At 63.3% G+C, this 15,690-nt stretch carries 16 protein-coding genes; 5 read left to right on the top strand and 11 right to left on the bottom strand.

The features are described 5' to 3' along the window. Positions 1–49 precede the first annotated feature (49 nt). The 5 genes from FJ471_RS24880 to FJ471_RS24860 form a co-directional block, all read right to left on the bottom strand. Entirely contained in the window at positions 50–1,078 is a 1,029-nt protein-coding gene (locus FJ471_RS24880) for an extracellular solute-binding protein (protein ID WP_181179707.1), read from the bottom strand. 44 nt (positions 1,079–1,122) lie between these two features. Beyond that, positions 1,123–1,935 carry an ABC transporter permease gene (locus tag FJ471_RS24875; RefSeq protein WP_140807375.1) on the bottom strand — a complete coding sequence of 271 codons (813 nt, stop codon included), beginning with the start codon at positions 1,933–1,935 and terminating at the stop codon, positions 1,123–1,125. Then, a complete protein-coding gene (locus tag FJ471_RS24870) occupies positions 1,928–2,875 on the bottom strand; it encodes an ABC transporter permease (RefSeq protein WP_140807374.1) in 948 nt (315 codons plus the stop codon). Before FJ471_RS24870 ends, FJ471_RS24875 begins: the two co-directional genes overlap by 8 nt. Further along, complete coding sequence (locus FJ471_RS24865) at positions 2,875–3,975, bottom strand: ABC transporter ATP-binding protein (RefSeq protein WP_140807373.1); 1,101 nt, start codon at positions 3,973–3,975, stop codon at positions 2,875–2,877. The genes FJ471_RS24870 and FJ471_RS24865 overlap by 1 nt, the downstream gene beginning before the upstream one ends. 139 nt (positions 3,976–4,114) lie before the next feature. Next, positions 4,115–5,782 carry an amidohydrolase gene (locus FJ471_RS24860; protein WP_140807372.1) on the bottom strand — a complete coding sequence of 556 codons (1,668 nt, stop codon included), beginning with the start codon at positions 5,780–5,782 and terminating at the stop codon, positions 4,115–4,117. A gap of 252 nt (positions 5,783–6,034) precedes the next feature. On the opposite strand from FJ471_RS24860, the gene FJ471_RS24855 reads away from it, so the two are divergent. The 4 genes from FJ471_RS24855 (at position 6,035) to FJ471_RS24840 (ending at position 9,677) form a co-directional block, all read left to right on the top strand. Next, a complete protein-coding gene (locus FJ471_RS24855) occupies positions 6,035–6,688 on the top strand; it encodes a TetR/AcrR family transcriptional regulator (RefSeq protein WP_140807371.1) in 654 nt (217 codons plus the stop codon). Between the two features lie 43 nt (positions 6,689–6,731). Next, the gene (locus tag FJ471_RS24850; protein WP_140807370.1) at positions 6,732–7,763 is read left to right on the top strand and encodes a histone deacetylase family protein; all 1,032 of its coding nucleotides are present in this window, start codon (positions 6,732–6,734) and stop codon (positions 7,761–7,763) included. A gap of 436 nt (positions 7,764–8,199) precedes the next feature. Continuing rightward, complete coding sequence (locus FJ471_RS24845) at positions 8,200–8,910, top strand: helix-turn-helix transcriptional regulator (RefSeq protein ID WP_140807369.1); 711 nt, start codon at positions 8,200–8,202, stop codon at positions 8,908–8,910. Beyond that, positions 8,907–9,677 (top strand): helix-turn-helix transcriptional regulator, encoded by a 771-nt coding sequence (locus tag FJ471_RS24840; RefSeq protein WP_140807368.1) that lies wholly within the window; start codon positions 8,907–8,909, stop codon positions 9,675–9,677. Before FJ471_RS24845 ends, FJ471_RS24840 begins: the two co-directional genes overlap by 4 nt. Before the next feature lie 51 nt (positions 9,678–9,728). Here the strand turns inward: FJ471_RS24840 and FJ471_RS24835 are convergent, their stop codons facing one another. From FJ471_RS24835 to motA, 6 genes are read right to left on the bottom strand one after another with little or no spacing between them, the layout of a single operon-like run. Beyond that, positions 9,729–10,166 (bottom strand): hypothetical protein, encoded by a 438-nt coding sequence (locus tag FJ471_RS24835; RefSeq protein WP_140807367.1) that lies wholly within the window; start codon positions 10,164–10,166, stop codon positions 9,729–9,731. A 17-nt stretch (positions 10,167–10,183) separates the two neighbouring features. Next, entirely contained in the window at positions 10,184–11,266 is a 1,083-nt protein-coding gene (gene flhB / locus FJ471_RS24830) for a flagellar biosynthesis protein FlhB (protein WP_140807366.1), read from the bottom strand. A gap of 24 nt (positions 11,267–11,290) precedes the next feature. Beyond that, positions 11,291–12,313: a flagellar motor switch protein FliG gene (locus tag FJ471_RS24825; RefSeq protein ID WP_140807365.1), complete on the bottom strand. Its 1,023-nt coding sequence runs from the start codon at positions 12,311–12,313 to the stop codon at positions 11,291–11,293. Positions 12,314–12,356: 43 nt separating this feature from the next. Continuing rightward, the gene (gene fliN, locus FJ471_RS24820) at positions 12,357–12,737 is read right to left on the bottom strand and encodes a flagellar motor switch protein FliN (protein WP_140807364.1); all 381 of its coding nucleotides are present in this window, start codon (positions 12,735–12,737) and stop codon (positions 12,357–12,359) included. 30 nt (positions 12,738–12,767) lie between these two features. Continuing rightward, positions 12,768–13,706, bottom strand: coding sequence for a FliM/FliN family flagellar motor switch protein (locus FJ471_RS24815; RefSeq protein WP_140807363.1), 939 nt, complete (start codon positions 13,704–13,706; stop codon positions 12,768–12,770). 34 nt (positions 13,707–13,740) lie between these two features. Continuing rightward, on the bottom strand, positions 13,741–14,616 hold the full coding sequence (gene motA / locus FJ471_RS24810) for a flagellar motor stator protein MotA (RefSeq protein ID WP_140807362.1): 876 nt from the start codon (positions 14,614–14,616) through the stop codon (positions 13,741–13,743). A 147-nt stretch (positions 14,617–14,763) separates the two neighbouring features. On the opposite strand from motA, the gene FJ471_RS24805 reads away from it, so the two are divergent. After that, positions 14,764–15,690, top strand: a 927-nt coding sequence (locus FJ471_RS24805) for a DUF1217 domain-containing protein (protein ID WP_140807361.1), incomplete at its 3' end; no start/stop codon positions are given.

The following is a 15,690-nucleotide window of genomic DNA, read 5'->3' as shown; positions in this document are numbered from 1 at the left end:
ACAAGAAAGGGAGACCGGAGCCTCCCCTCCTTTCATGCGTCGCGCTGTTTTATTTGCGCAGGTTGGTCCAGATCTTGTTGTAGATCTCCACCACGTCAGGCGGGCATGGCGGTACGAATTCCGGCGTCGGCGAGCCGGCCGGAGGGCTGATTTCCGGCGAGTTGGCGAACTCCGCAGGCAGGAACTTGTGGCTGCCCGCGATGCCGTTGTCGTAGCCGGCGAATTCCGAGATCAGCGCCGCGTTCTCCGGCGCCATGATGAAGTCCTGGAACAGCTTGGCGTTGTCGAGGTTCTTGGCGCCCTTCAGCACCGCGACATTGTCCATCCAGCCTTCGATGCCTTCCTTCGGATAGGCATATTTGATCGCCGGTATCTTCTGGCGCGAGCGGTAGCTGGCGCCATTCCACTGCTCCGACACGATGACGTCGCCGGAGGTGATCTTGGTGATGGTGTCGTAGCTGAAGGTCTTCCACGACGGCTTGGCGGCCATCAGGATGTCGTTGACCTTCTTCAGGTTGGCCTTGTCGGCGCCGCAGCGCGGCACGCCGGCATAGCGTTCGGCGGCGTGCATGACGGTGTTGACGTCGTCGAGCACGTTGATCTGGCCCTTGAGCCCGTCCGGCGGGTTGAACAGGATCGCCAGCGTGTCGATGTCGCCCTTGAACTTGTCCATATTGACCGAGAACGCCGTCGTTCCGAACTGCCACGGCGCGGTGTAGTGCCGGCCGGAGTCCCAATAGACGTCGACGAAACGCGGATCGATGTTCTTGCCGTTAGGCATCGCGTTGGGCTCGGTCTTTTCGAGCAGGCCCTCTTCGACCATGATCTTCACGGTGTAATCGGACGGCACGACGATGTCATAGCCGGAATTGCCGGCGCGCACCTTGGACAGCATGGTTTCGTTGGAATCGTAATCGTCCAGTGTCACCTTGATGTTGTACTGCTTCTCGAATTTCTCGATCAGCTTGGGGTTGGTGTAGTCGCCCCAGTTGTAGATGTGCAGTTCGCCGTCGGCGAGCGCCGGCACTGCCCATAACAGAACGGCCGTGGAAACGGCCGCCATCAGTTTTCCAGACATTTTATGTTCTCCTTGCCTTCCCATTGTTGTGTTGGAGCTCGTGGTCATTTTGCGCGTCGCCGCGCGATCAGGAACGAGACCGAGACGAACAGGATCGACACCAGGAGCAGGATGGTCGAGATGGCGTTGATCTCCGGCGTCATCGGCCGCCGGATCTGGTTCCAGATATAGAGGGGCAGCGTCGTCTGGCCTGGGCCGGCGACGAGCTGCGTGATGGTGAAATCGTCGAAGGAGACGATGAAGGCCAGCGCCGCGCCGGACATGATGCCGGGGACCAGGAGCGGCAGCGTGATGCGCTTGAAGGCGTTCCATGGCGTCGCGTAGAGGTCCGCCGCCGCATATTCCAGCGTCAGGTCCATGTCCTCCAGCCGCGCCCTGATCGGCATATAGGCGAAGGGAATGCAGAACACGGTGTGGGCGAAGATCAGATTGCCGATGCCGAAGTTCAGCCCGAACGCGCCGGCGATCAGCGCGAAGAAGGAGAGCGTCGCCACCGCCGTGATGATCTCCGGCACCATCAGCGGCAGGTTTATGACCATGAAGGCGGCCGCCAAGCCTCGCCACGGTTTCACCCGTGTCATGCCGATCGCCGCCAGCGTCGCGCAGATGGTCGAGACGATCGTCGCGGTCACCGAGATGATCAGCGTGTTCCGTGCTGCGCTGTGGAACTCCTCGTTGAGGAATGCGCTGCCGTACCATTTGAGCGTGACGCCTTCCCAATGCGTGACCAGCGAGCCGCTGTTGAACGAGAAGACCATCAGGATCAGCACCGGCACATAGAGCACCAGCAGGCAGATGATGGCGACCGAGCGGAAGCCCGGCTGGTCCTTGATGTCCATGACGCGAGGCTCAGCCATGCTGCATCTTCCCCGACGTGTTGCGGACATAGAAGAACAGCGCCACCAGCACCGCCGCCATCAGGATCAGCGCCTGCGCGCAGCCGAGCGGCCAGTTGCGGCCCGAACCGAATTGCTGCGCGATGAGATCGCCGATCATCAGGTGCACGCCACCGCCCAGGATCAGCGGCGTCACATAGGCGCCGAGCGCCGGGATGAAGACCAGCAGGCAGCCGGCGATGATGCCGGGCTTGGACAGCGGGATGATCACCCGCCACAGCACCTGCCGGCGCGTCGCGTAAAGATCGTAGGCTGCCTCGACAAGGCGGAAATCGAGCTTCTCCAGGCTCGAATAGAGCGGCAGCACCATGAACGGCAGGAAGGCATAGAGCAGGCCGAGCTGGATCGCGAAGTTGGTGTAGAGCATCGTGATCGGCTTATCGATCACGCCGAGCGCCAGGAGCGCGTTGTTGATCAGGCCTTCGTCGCGGATGATGAACATGATCGCCAGCGTGCGGACCAAAAGGTTCGACCAGAACGGGATGGTGATCAGCAGCACCCACCAGTTGCGTTGCGCCGGCGATCGCGTCGCCATGAAATAGGCGGTCGGAAACCCGAGCAGCAGGCATATCACCGTCGTCACCACCGCAAACAGGAAGGAGCGCAGGTAGATGATCAGGAAGTCCGGCGTGAACTGAAGCGTGTCGTCGAAGATGTCGCGCTGGAACAGGAAGTTCAGATAGGCGTCGGTCGAGAACTGCCACTGCACGCCGCCATATGGCGCGGCGACGAGGAACGAGTACACACAGATGATGATCAGCGGCAGCACGCCGAAAATGCCGATGATGATCAGCGCCGGCAGTGACAGCAGCCGGTTGCGCCGCGCGCTGGTTTTCACCGCCTGGGCTTCGAACGTTGCTGCCTTGGAGAGCGTGGTCGGAGAGAGCGTGGCTGTCGTCATCAGTCTTTCAGGACGCGGGCGGCGTCCTCCTCGAACTGGATGCCGACCTTGGCGCCGGTCGCGAAGGTCACCGGCGACGAGCGGCTGTTCTGGTGACGTACGATGAAGTTTTCGCCGCCGTCGAGCTTCACGTGATAATGCGTGTCGGTGCCGAAATAGACGATGTTGGAGAGCGTGCCGGCGATCGTGCCCTTGGCCGGGTCGGGCACCAGATCGGCGTGCTCGGGCCGCACCACCAGCGTCACCTCGCCCGTCGGATCGAAGCCTTCCGGATAGCCGGCGCTAATCGTCGCGCTGCTGGCGAACTTGACCGTCGCCACGCCGGGCTTTTTCGACACCACCGTGCCCGGCAGGAAGTTCGTTTCGCCGATGAAGTCGGCGACGAAGCGCTCGGCTGGCCGGTCGTAGATGTCGCGCGGCGTGCCGACCTGCAGGATCTTGCCGGCCGACATCACCGCGATGCGGTCGGACATGGTCAGCGCTTCCTCCTGGTCGTGGGTGACGAAGATGAAGGTGATGCCGGTCTCGTTTTGCAGCCGCTTCAATTCGATCTGCATTTCCTTGCGCAGCTTGTAGTCCAGCGCCGAAAGCGGCTCGTCGAGCAAAAGCACCTTCGGCTGCGGCGCCAGCGCCCGGGCCAGCGCCACGCGCTGCTGCTGGCCGCCCGAAATCTGGCTGGTGCGCCGCGCCTTGAGCGCCTCCATCTTGACCAGCTTCAGCATCTGGGCGACACGCGCCTCGATCTCGGCTTTCGGCCTGCCGAGCATCTCCAGCCCGAAGCCGATATTCTGCGCCACCGTCATGTGCGGGAACAGCGCGTAGCTCTGGAAGACGGTGTTGACCGGGCGTTTGAAGGGAGGCAGCGGCGCAATGTCCTGGCCGTGCAGCAATATCTCTCCGGCGGTCGGGAAATCGAAGCCGGCAATCAGTCTCAGCAGCGTCGTCTTTCCGCATCCGGACGGGCCGAGCAGTGTGAAAAACTCGTTCTCGCGGATCGACACCGAGACCGTGTCGAGAGCGGCTACCTGGTTTTCGCCGGTTCCAAAGACCTTGCGAACACCGCGAACTTCGATCGCGTTCTTACCCGGTTGTTCCGGCACGATTACCCCATTGAGAGAGCCTGCTCTTGTCGGCAGGTGTGTTCCTATCTGATTGTCACCACAAGCTGGTCGGCTTGGCAACTGCGGAGCAGTGACTCGATCCGAGTCCCTATTCAATTAAGCAATTCCTATGCCATCGTTAGGCTTGGTAGGTGATCTTCCCTCCGCAGATGGTGGTCACCGGGCGCACGGTGTGCAGCGCTTCCGGCGCCGTCGCCTCGATATCGGCTGACAAAACGACGATATCGCCGAGATACCCGGTTTTCAGGCGACCCTTGCGATCTTCCATGAACTCCGCATAGGCGCCCTCGACCGTGTAGCCCCCTATTGCCTCCTGCAACGAGAAGCTCTGGTCCGGCATGCCTTCTGCCCAAGGTTTGCGCATCACTGCCGCCTGGATGGACAGGATCGGATCGACCGGCGAAACCGGCCAGTCGGACGCGAACACCACGCGCGCGCCGGCGTTTTTCAGCGTGCGCCAGGCATAGCTCAGCGGCCACTTGTCGCGACCGATGCGCGAGATCGTCGGCTCCATCGGGAAGTTCAGCGCGCCCGGCGGATGCGCCGGCTGCATCGACGCCAGCACGCCGAGCTCGGCGAAGCGCGGCACATCGGAAGCCGTCGTCACCTCGATATGCTCGATGCGATGCCGGCTGTCACGCCTGCCGTTCTTCTTGAGCGCCGCCTGGTAGCCGTCGAGCACCGCCCGCACCGCGCCGTCGCCGATCGAATGCACGGCGATCTGCAAGCCGCGCCTGTCGGCCTCGACCGCCACCTCGGCGAAATGCTCGCGTGAGAAAAGCGGCTCGCCGCGCCAGCCCGGGCGGTCGGCATAGTCGTCGACCATCACCGCCGTCCAGGAATCCAGCACGCCGTCATAGAAGACCTTGACCATGCCGGACGACAGCCATTCGGAATTGTAGGTCGCGGCCATCCGCGAGGCTTTTTCCAGGATGTCCAGCTTCATGAAATTCTTGAAGTGGAACGGGATCTTGGTGCGGCACAGCAGCCGACCCTCTTCTTCCAGCCCCGCCAGCAGCTCGAGCTGGTAGAGATTGCCGTCCATGTTCTGGATCGAGGTGATGCCGTGCTTGGCGCACCATTGCAGCCCACGATGCATGAGGTCGCGATCGGCCGCCAGTTCCTTGGCCGAAGGATAGGGATCCGGCTCGGCGCCCTCGAGGCCAAGCCGGGTCCGGTTTGCTCCGTAATGGTCGAGGACCGGCCCGAAGGCCTCGCCTTCGCGGAGCTCGCCCGCGGCAAGCCCGTCGGCGCCCATGACGATCTCGTTGCCCTGTCCGACCTGCCTGCCATTGAGCAGCCCGGCTTCTTCCAGCGCCTTGGTGTTCGCCCACATCGTGTGATGGTCGGACGCCGACATGGCGAAGGGGCGGTCGGAAATGATGCGGTCGAGATCGTGGCGCGTCACCGGCTCTGGCAGGATGGCGTAATCGACGCCGGCGCCGATCAGAAGCCTGGCGTCCGGGCGCTTCGCCGCGAAATCCTGGATCGCGTCGCGCAACGCGTCGAAGCCATGCACGCCCGCCAGATGCAGGTTGTCGAGCTCGGCCGCGCCGCCGAAGAGATGCATATGCGCCTCGATGAAGCCCGGCAGCACGGAGCCGCCCTGCGCATCGACAATTTTTGTCGCCGGTTCTTTAAGCTCTTCGATGGAGGCGCGGCTACCGATGGCGATGATGACGCCGTCCTTGACGGCAACAGCCTCGGCGGCGGGATTGTCATCATCCATGGTCAGCACTCGGCCGTTGACGACCACCAGATCCGCACCACCATCCGCAACCGACATCGCGACTCCGCATTTTGCTGAGGGACCGGCAACGCCACGCCCAACGAGCCGCCGCTCCACCGGGGCGACGCCATGGACAAAAGTCGATGCCGATGCGCCGTCTTCGAAATTCCCCTTGTTATCGTGGAAGACAGCGTGGATAAAGAATGCGACTGTTTATTCGCGTTTGTCAACAGCCGGAATTTGGAATGTATAGTGGACTGCACCGCGCGCCGATGGTGGGGCCGAGCGGGGAACGGGGGGCAACGAGCAGTGAAGCGCAGTCTCGACCGCAAGACCAAAATAGCGCTCGAACCGCGCAAGCAGCCGCGGCAGCAACGGTCAAGCAAGGTGGTCGACAGAATTCTCGACGCGGCGCTGATCCTGACGCGCGAGCAAGGAACCAGGACGCCGACGACGCTCGCCATCGCCCAGCGCGCCGGCTTGTCGGTCGGTTCGGTTTATCAGTACTTTCCCAACAAGGAGGCCATTCTTCTGGACCTCGCCCGGCGCTGGCTGTCGTCTTTTCCCGAGGTTATCCAGAAGCGCATCGATGTCCCCCGGCCAACCAGCCGCGACGAGTTTCGGCGCGAGGTGCGCAAGCTCTTCAGCGACACGTCCAGGCTCTACCTCGACAACGCCACGCTGATGCCGGTGATCGAGGCCATATCCGGCAATGCCGACCTGAGGCCGATCCAGGACGAATACGACAAGGAGATCGTCGCCCTCTACGCCGCGTGGCTGCAGCACGTTAATCCGGCTCTCGAAGACAAGACCGCCAGCCGGCTCGGCGTGCTGATGATGGAAGTCGGCCATGTCTGCCGGCTCGTCGGGCTGAAGAGGGACCGCAGGACATACGACCTCATCGAGGACGATGTGGAAGCCATGTGGCTCGCGCTGGTGACCCGCCATCTCAACCTCGAGTGATTTTCGCACCTCCAACTGATTTCGCGCTTCCAGGGGAATTTCCATGAAAACTGTCTATTCGCCACTTCATGCCGGCCATTCAGGCCAGATGGAATTGGTCACGTCGGCCATCGTGCCGGGTTTCGAGAAGCCGTCGCGGGCCGAATTCATCAAGGCGCGGGTGGAGAGCGAGAAACTCGGCCCGATCATCGCGCCGGTCGAGCACGACCTCGCCGCCGCCAAGCGCGTGCATGAGGCCCATTACATCGATTTCCTGCCGACGGTATGGCCGGAATGGGTCGCCGCCGGCTTCACGGGATCGGCCATGGGCTTCACCTGGCCGACGCGCGGCCTGCGCGGCGACGTGCCGCCGAGGCGCATCGATGCCTTGCTCGGCTATTACTCCTTCGATGCCGGCGCCACCTTCGTCGAAGGCACCTGGGCGGCGATCAAGTCCTCCTATGACGTGGCGCTGACCGCCGCCGCCCTGGTCAAGGGCGGCGAGCGCACCGCCTTCGCGCTTTGCCGGCCGCCTGGCCATCACGCCGGCGCCGCCTTCATGGGTGGCTATTGCTTCATCAACAACGCCGCCGTCGTGGCGCAATGGTTCCGCGACCAGGGCGCCAAGCGCGTTTCGATCCTCGACGTCGATTATCACCACGGCAACGGCACGCAGGAGATCTTCTATCGCCGCAGCGACGTCCAGGTTCTCAACCTGCATGGCGATCCTATGGTCGAGTATCCGTTCTTCCTCGGCCATGCCGATGAGCGCGGCGAAGGCGACGGCGAAGGCTTCAACGTCAATTACCCGATGCCCTTCGGCACCAACTGGGACGGCTGGGGCGCGTCGCTGGAGGACGCCTGCGCCAAGCTCGCCGCCTACGCCCCCGACGTGGTCATCGTCTCGCTCGGCGTCGACACCTTCGAGAAGGACCCGATCAGCCAGTTCAAGCTGAAAAGCGAGGACTATCCAAAAATCGGTCGCCGCATCGCCAAGCTCGGCCTGCCGACGCTGTTCGTCATGGAAGGCGGCTACGCCGTCGAAGAGATCGGCATCAACGCCGTCGGCGTGCTGACCGGGTTCGAGGACCGCTGACACTACCCTGTTCAAGGACATACGCCCTCGGAGGCAACCGGGGGCGTATTTTTGCGAGCCCGCCGCGAAATCATCGGCTCAATTCGACTTTCAAATCACCGCCGAGTAACGCGAAGACCGGCTGCTGAGTCGCAATGCGAGTCCATCGGATTCGATTTTGTCAAATCGCGTTTGATGTCGGATTCATCTGCAGGTAGATTAGACCCGAATCAGCCGGTCCACGGGGGGCGCGGCGACCACCCAAAGTCTCAAGTTCCGGCGCCAGGCCGGCACCAGACGCGGACGGTTTCGCGTTCCCTAGAGGGATTCGGCGCGGTTGGGCGCCGTTCGCGCCCGTGAGTGTGTCTTCGTAAACGTGACGCGTTTCGGGTCCGGCCGTTGGTTTCGCCAGCACCGGGCACAAGGATCGATTCCGGCAAGAATCCAAGAATTAAAAATGAGCAGTCCCGCCGCGCTTCTCCAACCCGACGCTCCAGGCTCGCGCCTGACGTCCCGCGGCGATCTCACCAGTTTCTTCATGCAGCTTGCCGCCGATATCGGCGCCGACAGCTACATGCTGGTCGCCATCGTGCACGACCAGGACCGCAACGATGCGCGCATCGTCTCCTCGAACTGGATCTTCGACGGCATAGAGCTGATCGGCAAAAGGCTGATCGCCAACCTGGCGCTGGGCCCCTTGACCGTGGCGCCGGGCATACGCCCGAAGCCGTTGGTGGCGGCGCAAGCGCCCGACGCCGGCGCATTGCTGACCGGCGAGGAAGCCCGCCTGCTCGACGTGCTCGGTCACGCCGAAATCTATTCGCTGCGCCTCAATGTCGGCCGGCAGCGCCTGTTCGTGCTGTTCTCGGCCGCGGAGGCGGACAGGATCGACCTGGCCGCCCTGATGAAGGCGCAGATCAAATGCTGCTATGCGCTTTCCAGCATTCCGCAGCTGATCGCGGCGGCATCCATGCAGGATCCGCTGTCGGACCGCGAGCGCGAATGCCTGTTCTGGGTCTCGGAAGGCAAGACCACCGATGAGGTGGCCGTCATCCTCGGCGTCTCGTCGAACACCGTCAACAGCTACATCACGCACGCCATCCAGAAGTTTGCGGCCAGCAACCGCGCGATGGCGATCGCGACGGCGATCAGGAGCGGCATCATTTGAAGCACGCACAGGTCAGAGAGGCCGCCGCGGCCCTTTTCAACGATCAGCGCAACCCGTTCGGCGCCTTCTCGCTCGGCTCGGAGACCCATCACGCCGCCACCATTCCCGATGCCGTGCGCCGCTGCCGCTGGATCGCCGTCGATATCAATGCCTCGGCCTTCGGCCTCTATTTCGTCAGTCCCTCGCCCGAGCGCGCGCGTCTCGTGGCGTGCTTCGATTCCGACTATCCCGGCACCGCGGTCGCGACCAAATTCATCTCCGGCGCCAATGGCGAGGATATGGTGCGCCACAGCCGCCTCTCGACGGCGCCGCGCTGGTGGGCCGACGATGGCGTCGTCGGGTCGCGGCAGGTCTTCCAGCCGCTCGCCTGGGCCGAGCCGACCGCGCCGCTGGCGCCCGGCACCAACGGCATTGCCTTTCCGGTGCATGCCGATCGCGGCCAATGCGGGCTGGTCGTCTTCCTGGGCTCGGAAATAGCCTTGTCGGACGACGCGCTCTGCGAGATCCACGCCCGCTCCTTCGCGTTGTTTGCAGGGGTCGCCCGCATCCGCCCCGGCGACACCGGCAGGGCGCGCTCGATGTCCAAGCGCGAGCTCGAATGCCTCAAGCTGACCGCCAACGGCAACACCAGCGAGGAGATCGCCAAGCTCCTCAAGCTCTCGGTGCACACCGCCAACCAGTACCTCACCCAGTCGACGCAGAAGCTCAACGCGGTCAACCGCAACCAGGCGGTCGCCAAGGCTCTCCGGCTCGGCCTGATCGAGTGACGTCACGCCTGCGGCGCTGAACGTGCCGCGGCGAGGTTGGCAATCAAATCATCAGGGGAATGCCAGGGGCTCGGTCCTGCGGATGCGAGCCTCTTCGATCGCGTCCTCGAGCAAGGCCGTGTTGTGCTCCGGCGTCTCGCCGGGCTTCTCGAACGACACGTAGTTGACCACCACGGACGCCTGATGCTCGGTCAGCGTCAGTTGGAAATAAACCGTCACGCCGCGCGGCCGCAGCTCCAGATCGAGCACGATGCGCGGGCTGCCGCTCCAGTCGACATGCGCCTCCGCGCCATGGCCGAGCCGCAGCGTGCCTGGCCGGAAGTAAAGCTCGACGGCCGAATCCATGAGGTCCGACAGGCAGGCGAGATGCTCGAGCCGGATGAAGGCGATATAGTCGGCAACGTCGATGAGCCTCAATTCGCCCACCACGGGCTCGATGGCGCTGGCGACGATCAGCTCGCGGGAGTTGGCGTGTGGTTGCCGGTCCATGGATTAGCGGCGTCCGTTCATTGGGTTGCTTGGCGCGCGGCCTTCTTCGAGTAGACGATCCGCACCAACTCGGCGACCGCCTGGTAGAATTGCGACGGGATCACGCTATCAACCGAAACTTGCTTGTACATGGAGCGCGCGAGCGCCACGTCCTCGAAGATCGGGATGTTGTTCTCCCTGGCGATCTCGCGGATCTTGAGCGCCACCAGGTCCTGTCCCTTGGCCAGCACGATCGGCGCGGAATCTTCCTCGCGCACATATTTCAGCGCGATCGAATAATGCGTCGGGTTGGCGATCACCAGCGTCGCCCGCGGCACGGCCGTCATCATGCGTTTGCGCGCCCGGTCGCGCGCCAGCGAGCGCAGCCGCGACTTGACGATCGGATCGCCTTCCGACTGCTTCAACTCGTCCTTGACCTCCTGCTTGGTCATCCGCAGGTCGCGCCGCCAGTGGAAGCGCGACCAGACGATGTCGATCACCGCGATAAGCCCCATGACGAAGACGATCGCCACCAGGATGTCGACGAAGATGCCGCGTATGACCAGCCCGAACGAGACCGGGTTGGTGATCATGCCGGCGAGTAGCTTGCGATGATCTTCCGAAAGCGTGAAGCTCAGCACCGCTATGGCGAAGCCGAGCTTGGCCAGCGACTTCAGGAATTCGACCCAGCCCTGCACGCCGAACATCCGGCTCCAGCCCTTGGCGATCGAGATGCGCGACAGTTGCGGCCTGATCCGTTCGCCGACGATCTGCGGCATGTTCTGAAAGACCGAGGCGCCGATCCCGGCAACCGTCAGCAGCACCAGCAGGCTGACGACGGCGCGGCCGATCTCGGTCATCACCTGCTTGTAGAGCGAGATGACGTCGGTCTCGGTGTCCATCGGCCAGGCTTCCGGCTTTTCCAGGAACGTCGACAGGAACATGCCGAGATCGACGATCGCGTCCTTGGCGTAGAAGACGGCGAAAACCAGTATGGCGAGGAAGGACGCAAAGATCGCGGTCTCACGCGAATGGGGCAGCTTGCCCTGTTCGATCGTGTCGCGGATCTTCTTTTCTGTGGCTTCCTCGGTTTTGGAATCCTTGTCGACCGCTTCAGCCATGGCGCTCTGACCTGGTCGTTATCGTCAGGCGGCTTCGGCCTGAGCGGTCTGCGTCGAGGGCAGATCGAACGCCCCTTCGCGCGACAGCCGGATGGCGGCGACCGATATGCTCTTGCGCGCCGCCATGATGTCGGCAAGCGCAATGCCTTCCGATCCCTGTCCGAGTTCGGATTCGATCATGCGGCGCGAGCGCGCGCCGATCGCCGACAGCGCCGATTCGGCGAGTTCCGGCGGCGCCCCGCGCAGCGCCAGCGTGACGAGCTCGGTCGACAGTCCGTCGAACAGCAAGACCCGGGCTTTCTGCGGCAGCAGCGGCAGATCGTCGAAGGCGAACAACCGCGACCTGACGCCGGCGAGATCGGGCGTGCCGGCTTCCTCCAGGTCCTGCATGAGCTCGTCCAGCTCGGGCTTCGCCATTTCGTTGAGCATGCCGGCGACGCGTTCCTGGCCGGCGGACGTGTCCCTGCTGGCCTTCTGCGACAGCACGCTCACACGCAGCTGGTTCTCGACGATCCTGGATGCCGCGTCCGGGATGTTGGCCATCGTCACCATGCGCTTGATGATCTGGCTGCGCATCGGCTTTTCCATGGTGAGCAGCACGTTGGCGGCGGTCTGCGACGCGAGCTTCGACAGCACCATGGCCGACGTTTGCGGATGCTCCCCGGCAAGGAAGCCGCCAAGCCGCGACGGCTCGAGCTTCTCGAGGTCCGGCCATATCGGCGCAGGTCCTTCCGGGACCGGTTCGAACTTCTTTTCGCCCATGATGGCGCTCATCTCCTCGGGCGACAGCGATTCGTTCAGGATCGTGTCCATCCTGTCGGCTGAATCGAGCAGGCCGGCGCCCTCGGTGAATTCGGCTTCGAACTCGGCGACGATGCGCTCCAGATCGGCCTGCGGAATGGTGCGCAGCAAACGCGCGCCCTCGATCAGCGCCTTCAGTTCGTCCTGTTTGAAGAATTTGAGCAGGCGGCTCGCCGCGGGCTTGCCCATGGCCACCAATATGGCCGCCGCCTTTTGCGGACGTGTGAGCGCCAATGCCGTCGTCATGCGTGTTGCCCTCGCTGCCGATTGGTCCGTCCGCCGACCATTCTCAGGCGCTCTTCGTCGCGGCGATGATCTCGGTGAGCCGGATGCCGAAGCGCGTCGGATCGCTTTCCAGCACCGTGATCTCGCCGCGCGCTATTCTGCGGCCGTTGACCACGACATCGACCGGCTCGCCGATGCGGCGGTTGAGCGCGACCGTGGAACCCTTCTGCAGCGCCATCAGGTCCGAGACCGGCATCTCCGTGCTGCCCAAGATGATCTGCACGTCGACTGGAATGGTCATGATGATCGAGGAATTGGCCCCCGACCGAAGCGCGGCGTCCGGACGGCCCTCCTCTTCGCGAAGCACGCCGCGCAGTTCCTCGATGGCGCGGTCGAGCTGCTCGTCGGGCTGGTCGGGTTCGGCTTCCACCTTGGTCTTTGCCATCTGTCGTCTCCATAAATCCCGAGCCTGGCGTCAGCCCGGCATCAGTCCGTCGATGAAATCCTGCCCGGCATCATGCGGATGGCTGATGCGGACGGTGTAGTTCTGCCCCAACTTGCCGAACTCGCAGACAAACAGTGTCTTGTCGCGGGCGCTGAGCCTAGCGTTGAGCTGCGCGTTCTCCTCGAATTCGATCACTTGGCCGGGCTCGAACGCGGCGAGGTCGCCGAGCGTCAGCCGGGCAAGCGGCATCGTCGCCTCGAGCCGGACGGTCGAGCGCATCACCTCTTCCGAGAAGCGGGCCCGCCAGTCGAATTCCGTGGTCTCGCTATGCTCGCCCGTGGTGACGTCGCCGCCGCGCGAGGAAAGCAGAAGGCGCTGCGGGATCATCACCGTGAGCGTGCCGCTGTCGGATGGCGTCGACAGGCCATAGACGATGCGCACGGCGGCGCCGTCGCGCAACACGCGCCGCCTCGCCTCGTTGCCGGATATTGCTCTCGGCACCGGCAGGCGCAGGTCGAGCGAACGTTTGTCGGATCCGTTGAGCGCCGTCGCGACCTCCTGGAACACGGTGGTCGCCACATCGGCCTCGATCTGGGACAGGTCGCGCTCGATCGGCGCCACCGGCTGGTCGGGATCGCCGCCGAACAGCGCGCTCACCATGACGGCGACCGCTTGCGCATCCATTACCAGCGTCATGGCGTCAGCCGAGGTCGGCGAGGAAATAACGGTCAGCGCAAAGGCATCGCCGGCGCGCGAACGCGCCTCGGGAACGCGGCCGACTTCCACCGCTTGCAGGTCGACGGTCACCGGCGCGCCGAGTTCGCCTGCAAGCGCCTTCTGCAGCACAGGCAGCGCCCGTTCGGCCATGCCGCGGCCGACGCCAATCACCTGCGCCGCCTCGCCGCTGTCGCCGACGAGCCGCTCGATGATCAACTCGCGGGTTTGCGAAGGACTGCCCGGACTTGTCATGACGGCAGGCGGTCCTGTCTCGGATGCTGCATGCTCAGGCCGCCTTCTTCTCGGCGATACCGGCGTTCATGGTGCTCTGCTCCACCGCATCGATCGTCGGACGCTCGTAGGAGGAGATCGTCTTGCGGCCGAATTCGATCGCCACCTGCGGCAGGGCGCCGTTCATATACGCAAGCAGCGTCTGCTTGACGATGATGTAGAGGCGGTTCTTCTTTTCGCGCACCGTCTTGATCTTGGTGGCGACCGGACCGACAACCGCATAGGATAGGAAGATGCCGAGGAAGGTTCCGACAAGTGCCGCGCCGATCAGGCCGCCGAGGATTTCCGGCGACTGGTCCAGCGCGCCCATCGCCTTCACCACGCCGAGCACTGCCGCCACGATGCCCAGCGCCGGCAGGCCGTCGCCGACCGCTACCATCGCGTGATAGGCTTTCATCTTGTCGGTGCGGATCGTCTGGATCTCTTCGTCCATCAGCGCTTCGATCTCATGCGAGCGGGCATTGCCGATGATGATGATGCGGCAATAGTCGCAGATGAAATTCGTCAGGTCGTGGTTCTTGAGCACAGTCGGGAAGGCCTGGAAGATGGCCGACTCTTCCGGGTTGTCGATATGCGCCTCGACCTCGCTGCGCGACTTCGAGCGCAATTCGCGCATCAGGCTGTGCAGGACGCCCAGCGTCTCGAGGTAGTCGCGCTCCTTCGGCACGGCCTGCTTGAACGCTTCGAGAATGCCCTTGCCGGTGTCCTTGACCGTCTTCATCGGATTGGCGACGAGGAAGGTGCCGAGCGCGGCGCCGCAGATGACCACCGCTTCCCAGGGCTGCAGCAACACATGCAGATGCCCGCCCATGGCCATGAAGCCGCCGAGGACGCAGCCGAGCGTCACCACTAGTCCGATCAGAATGCCCACGACAGGTCCTTCCGCATGTCACGTCGTGGATCAGGGATAGTCCCCGTGCCTTGTGTGAGGCTTGAATCGAAGGCAGCGAATGCGATTCAGCTTCGCGCAAGGAAGTGACGCTATTGTGCGGGGATAGCTTCGGCCGGAGGCGTATCCTTGCTCAGTACCTACACCAGCTATCAGTTGATCGTTAAAGACATCAACAAGTCGATCACCCGTATCGAGCAGCAGCCGACGGTCGACCGCGATACTCAATATTATCTGGACAACATCACCAAGGTGAAATCGATCGACGATTTCGTCAACAACGACCGTCTGTTCAAATATGCCATGAAGGCCTACGGGCTGGAGGACATGGACTATGCCAAGGCCTTCATGGTCAAGGCGCTCAAGGAAGGCGTCTCCGACCCCGACAGCTTCGCCAACAAGCTGACCGACAAGCGCTACGCCCAGTTCGTCAGCGCCTTCAATTTCGCCGCCAACGGCGCCGATACCACCGTCTACAACCAGGCGCAGCAGCTGGTCACGAAGAACTATGCGCTGCAAGTCCAGATCGGCGCCTCGCAGACGGGGCTCGCTTACTACCAGAGCGAGACTGCCTACTACGCCACCAACATCTCCAAAGTGAAGTCGATCGACGATCTGATGGGCGATAGCCGCCTGCTGACATATGCGATGGCCGCATTCGGGTTGGACGCCGAAACCGAACCGGCAGCGACCGTCAGGGCGATGCTGGAAGGCGGCGTCAGCGATCCTAACAGCCCTGCCAACAAGCTGACCGACAAGAGCTACGCCAATTTCGTCGCGGCTTTCGACTTCGCCCGGTATGGCGACCAGACCACCACCCGCGATGCGGTCCAGCAGGCAGTTCCGGCAGGCTACGCGGCTGGAGCCGGATTGAAGCTGGTCGAGCCAAGCGCGCAATACATCAAGGGCGAAGCCGATTACTACGCGGCAAACATTTCCAAGGTGAAGTCGATCGACGACCTCATGGCCGACAAGCGCCTGCTGACCTTCGCCATGGCTTCCTACGGATTGGATGCCTCGACCGAAAAACCGCTGCAGATCCGCACTATGCTCGAA

The sequence above is a fragment of the Mesorhizobium sp. B2-7-1 genome, from assembly GCF_006440735.1.
Classification (GTDB): Bacteria; Pseudomonadota; Alphaproteobacteria; order Rhizobiales; family Rhizobiaceae; genus Mesorhizobium.
Note: the sequence above shows the minus strand (reverse complement) of the source record. Positions and strands in the feature narration are given on the sequence as shown.

What these genes read in the sequence shown, in the direction of transcription:
- FJ471_RS24880 (WP_181179707.1), bottom strand. Translation starts at nt 1,078, where the DNA reads ATGTCTGGAAAACTGATGGCGGCCGTTTCCACGGCCGTTCTGTTATGG.
- fliN (WP_140807364.1), bottom strand. Translation starts at nt 12,737, where the DNA reads ATGGCAAAGACCAAGGTGGAAGCCGAACCCGACCAGCCCGACGAGCAG.
- FJ471_RS24825 (WP_140807365.1), bottom strand. Translation starts at nt 12,313, where the DNA reads ATGACGACGGCATTGGCGCTCACACGTCCGCAAAAGGCGGCGGCCATA.
- FJ471_RS24860 (WP_140807372.1), bottom strand. Translation starts at nt 5,782, where the DNA reads ATGTCGGTTGCGGATGGTGGTGCGGATCTGGTGGTCGTCAACGGCCGA.
- FJ471_RS24870 (WP_140807374.1), bottom strand. Translation starts at nt 2,875, where the DNA reads ATGACGACAGCCACGCTCTCTCCGACCACGCTCTCCAAGGCAGCAACG.
- FJ471_RS24845 (WP_140807369.1), top strand. Translation starts at nt 8,200, where the DNA reads ATGAGCAGTCCCGCCGCGCTTCTCCAACCCGACGCTCCAGGCTCGCGC.
- FJ471_RS24875 (WP_140807375.1), bottom strand. Translation starts at nt 1,935, where the DNA reads ATGGCTGAGCCTCGCGTCATGGACATCAAGGACCAGCCGGGCTTCCGC.
- FJ471_RS24850 (WP_140807370.1), top strand. Translation starts at nt 6,732, where the DNA reads ATGAAAACTGTCTATTCGCCACTTCATGCCGGCCATTCAGGCCAGATG.
- flhB (WP_140807366.1), bottom strand. Translation starts at nt 11,266, where the DNA reads ATGGCTGAAGCGGTCGACAAGGATTCCAAAACCGAGGAAGCCACAGAA.
- FJ471_RS24835 (WP_140807367.1), bottom strand. Translation starts at nt 10,166, where the DNA reads ATGGACCGGCAACCACACGCCAACTCCCGCGAGCTGATCGTCGCCAGC.
- FJ471_RS24815 (WP_140807363.1), bottom strand. Translation starts at nt 13,706, where the DNA reads ATGACAAGTCCGGGCAGTCCTTCGCAAACCCGCGAGTTGATCATCGAG.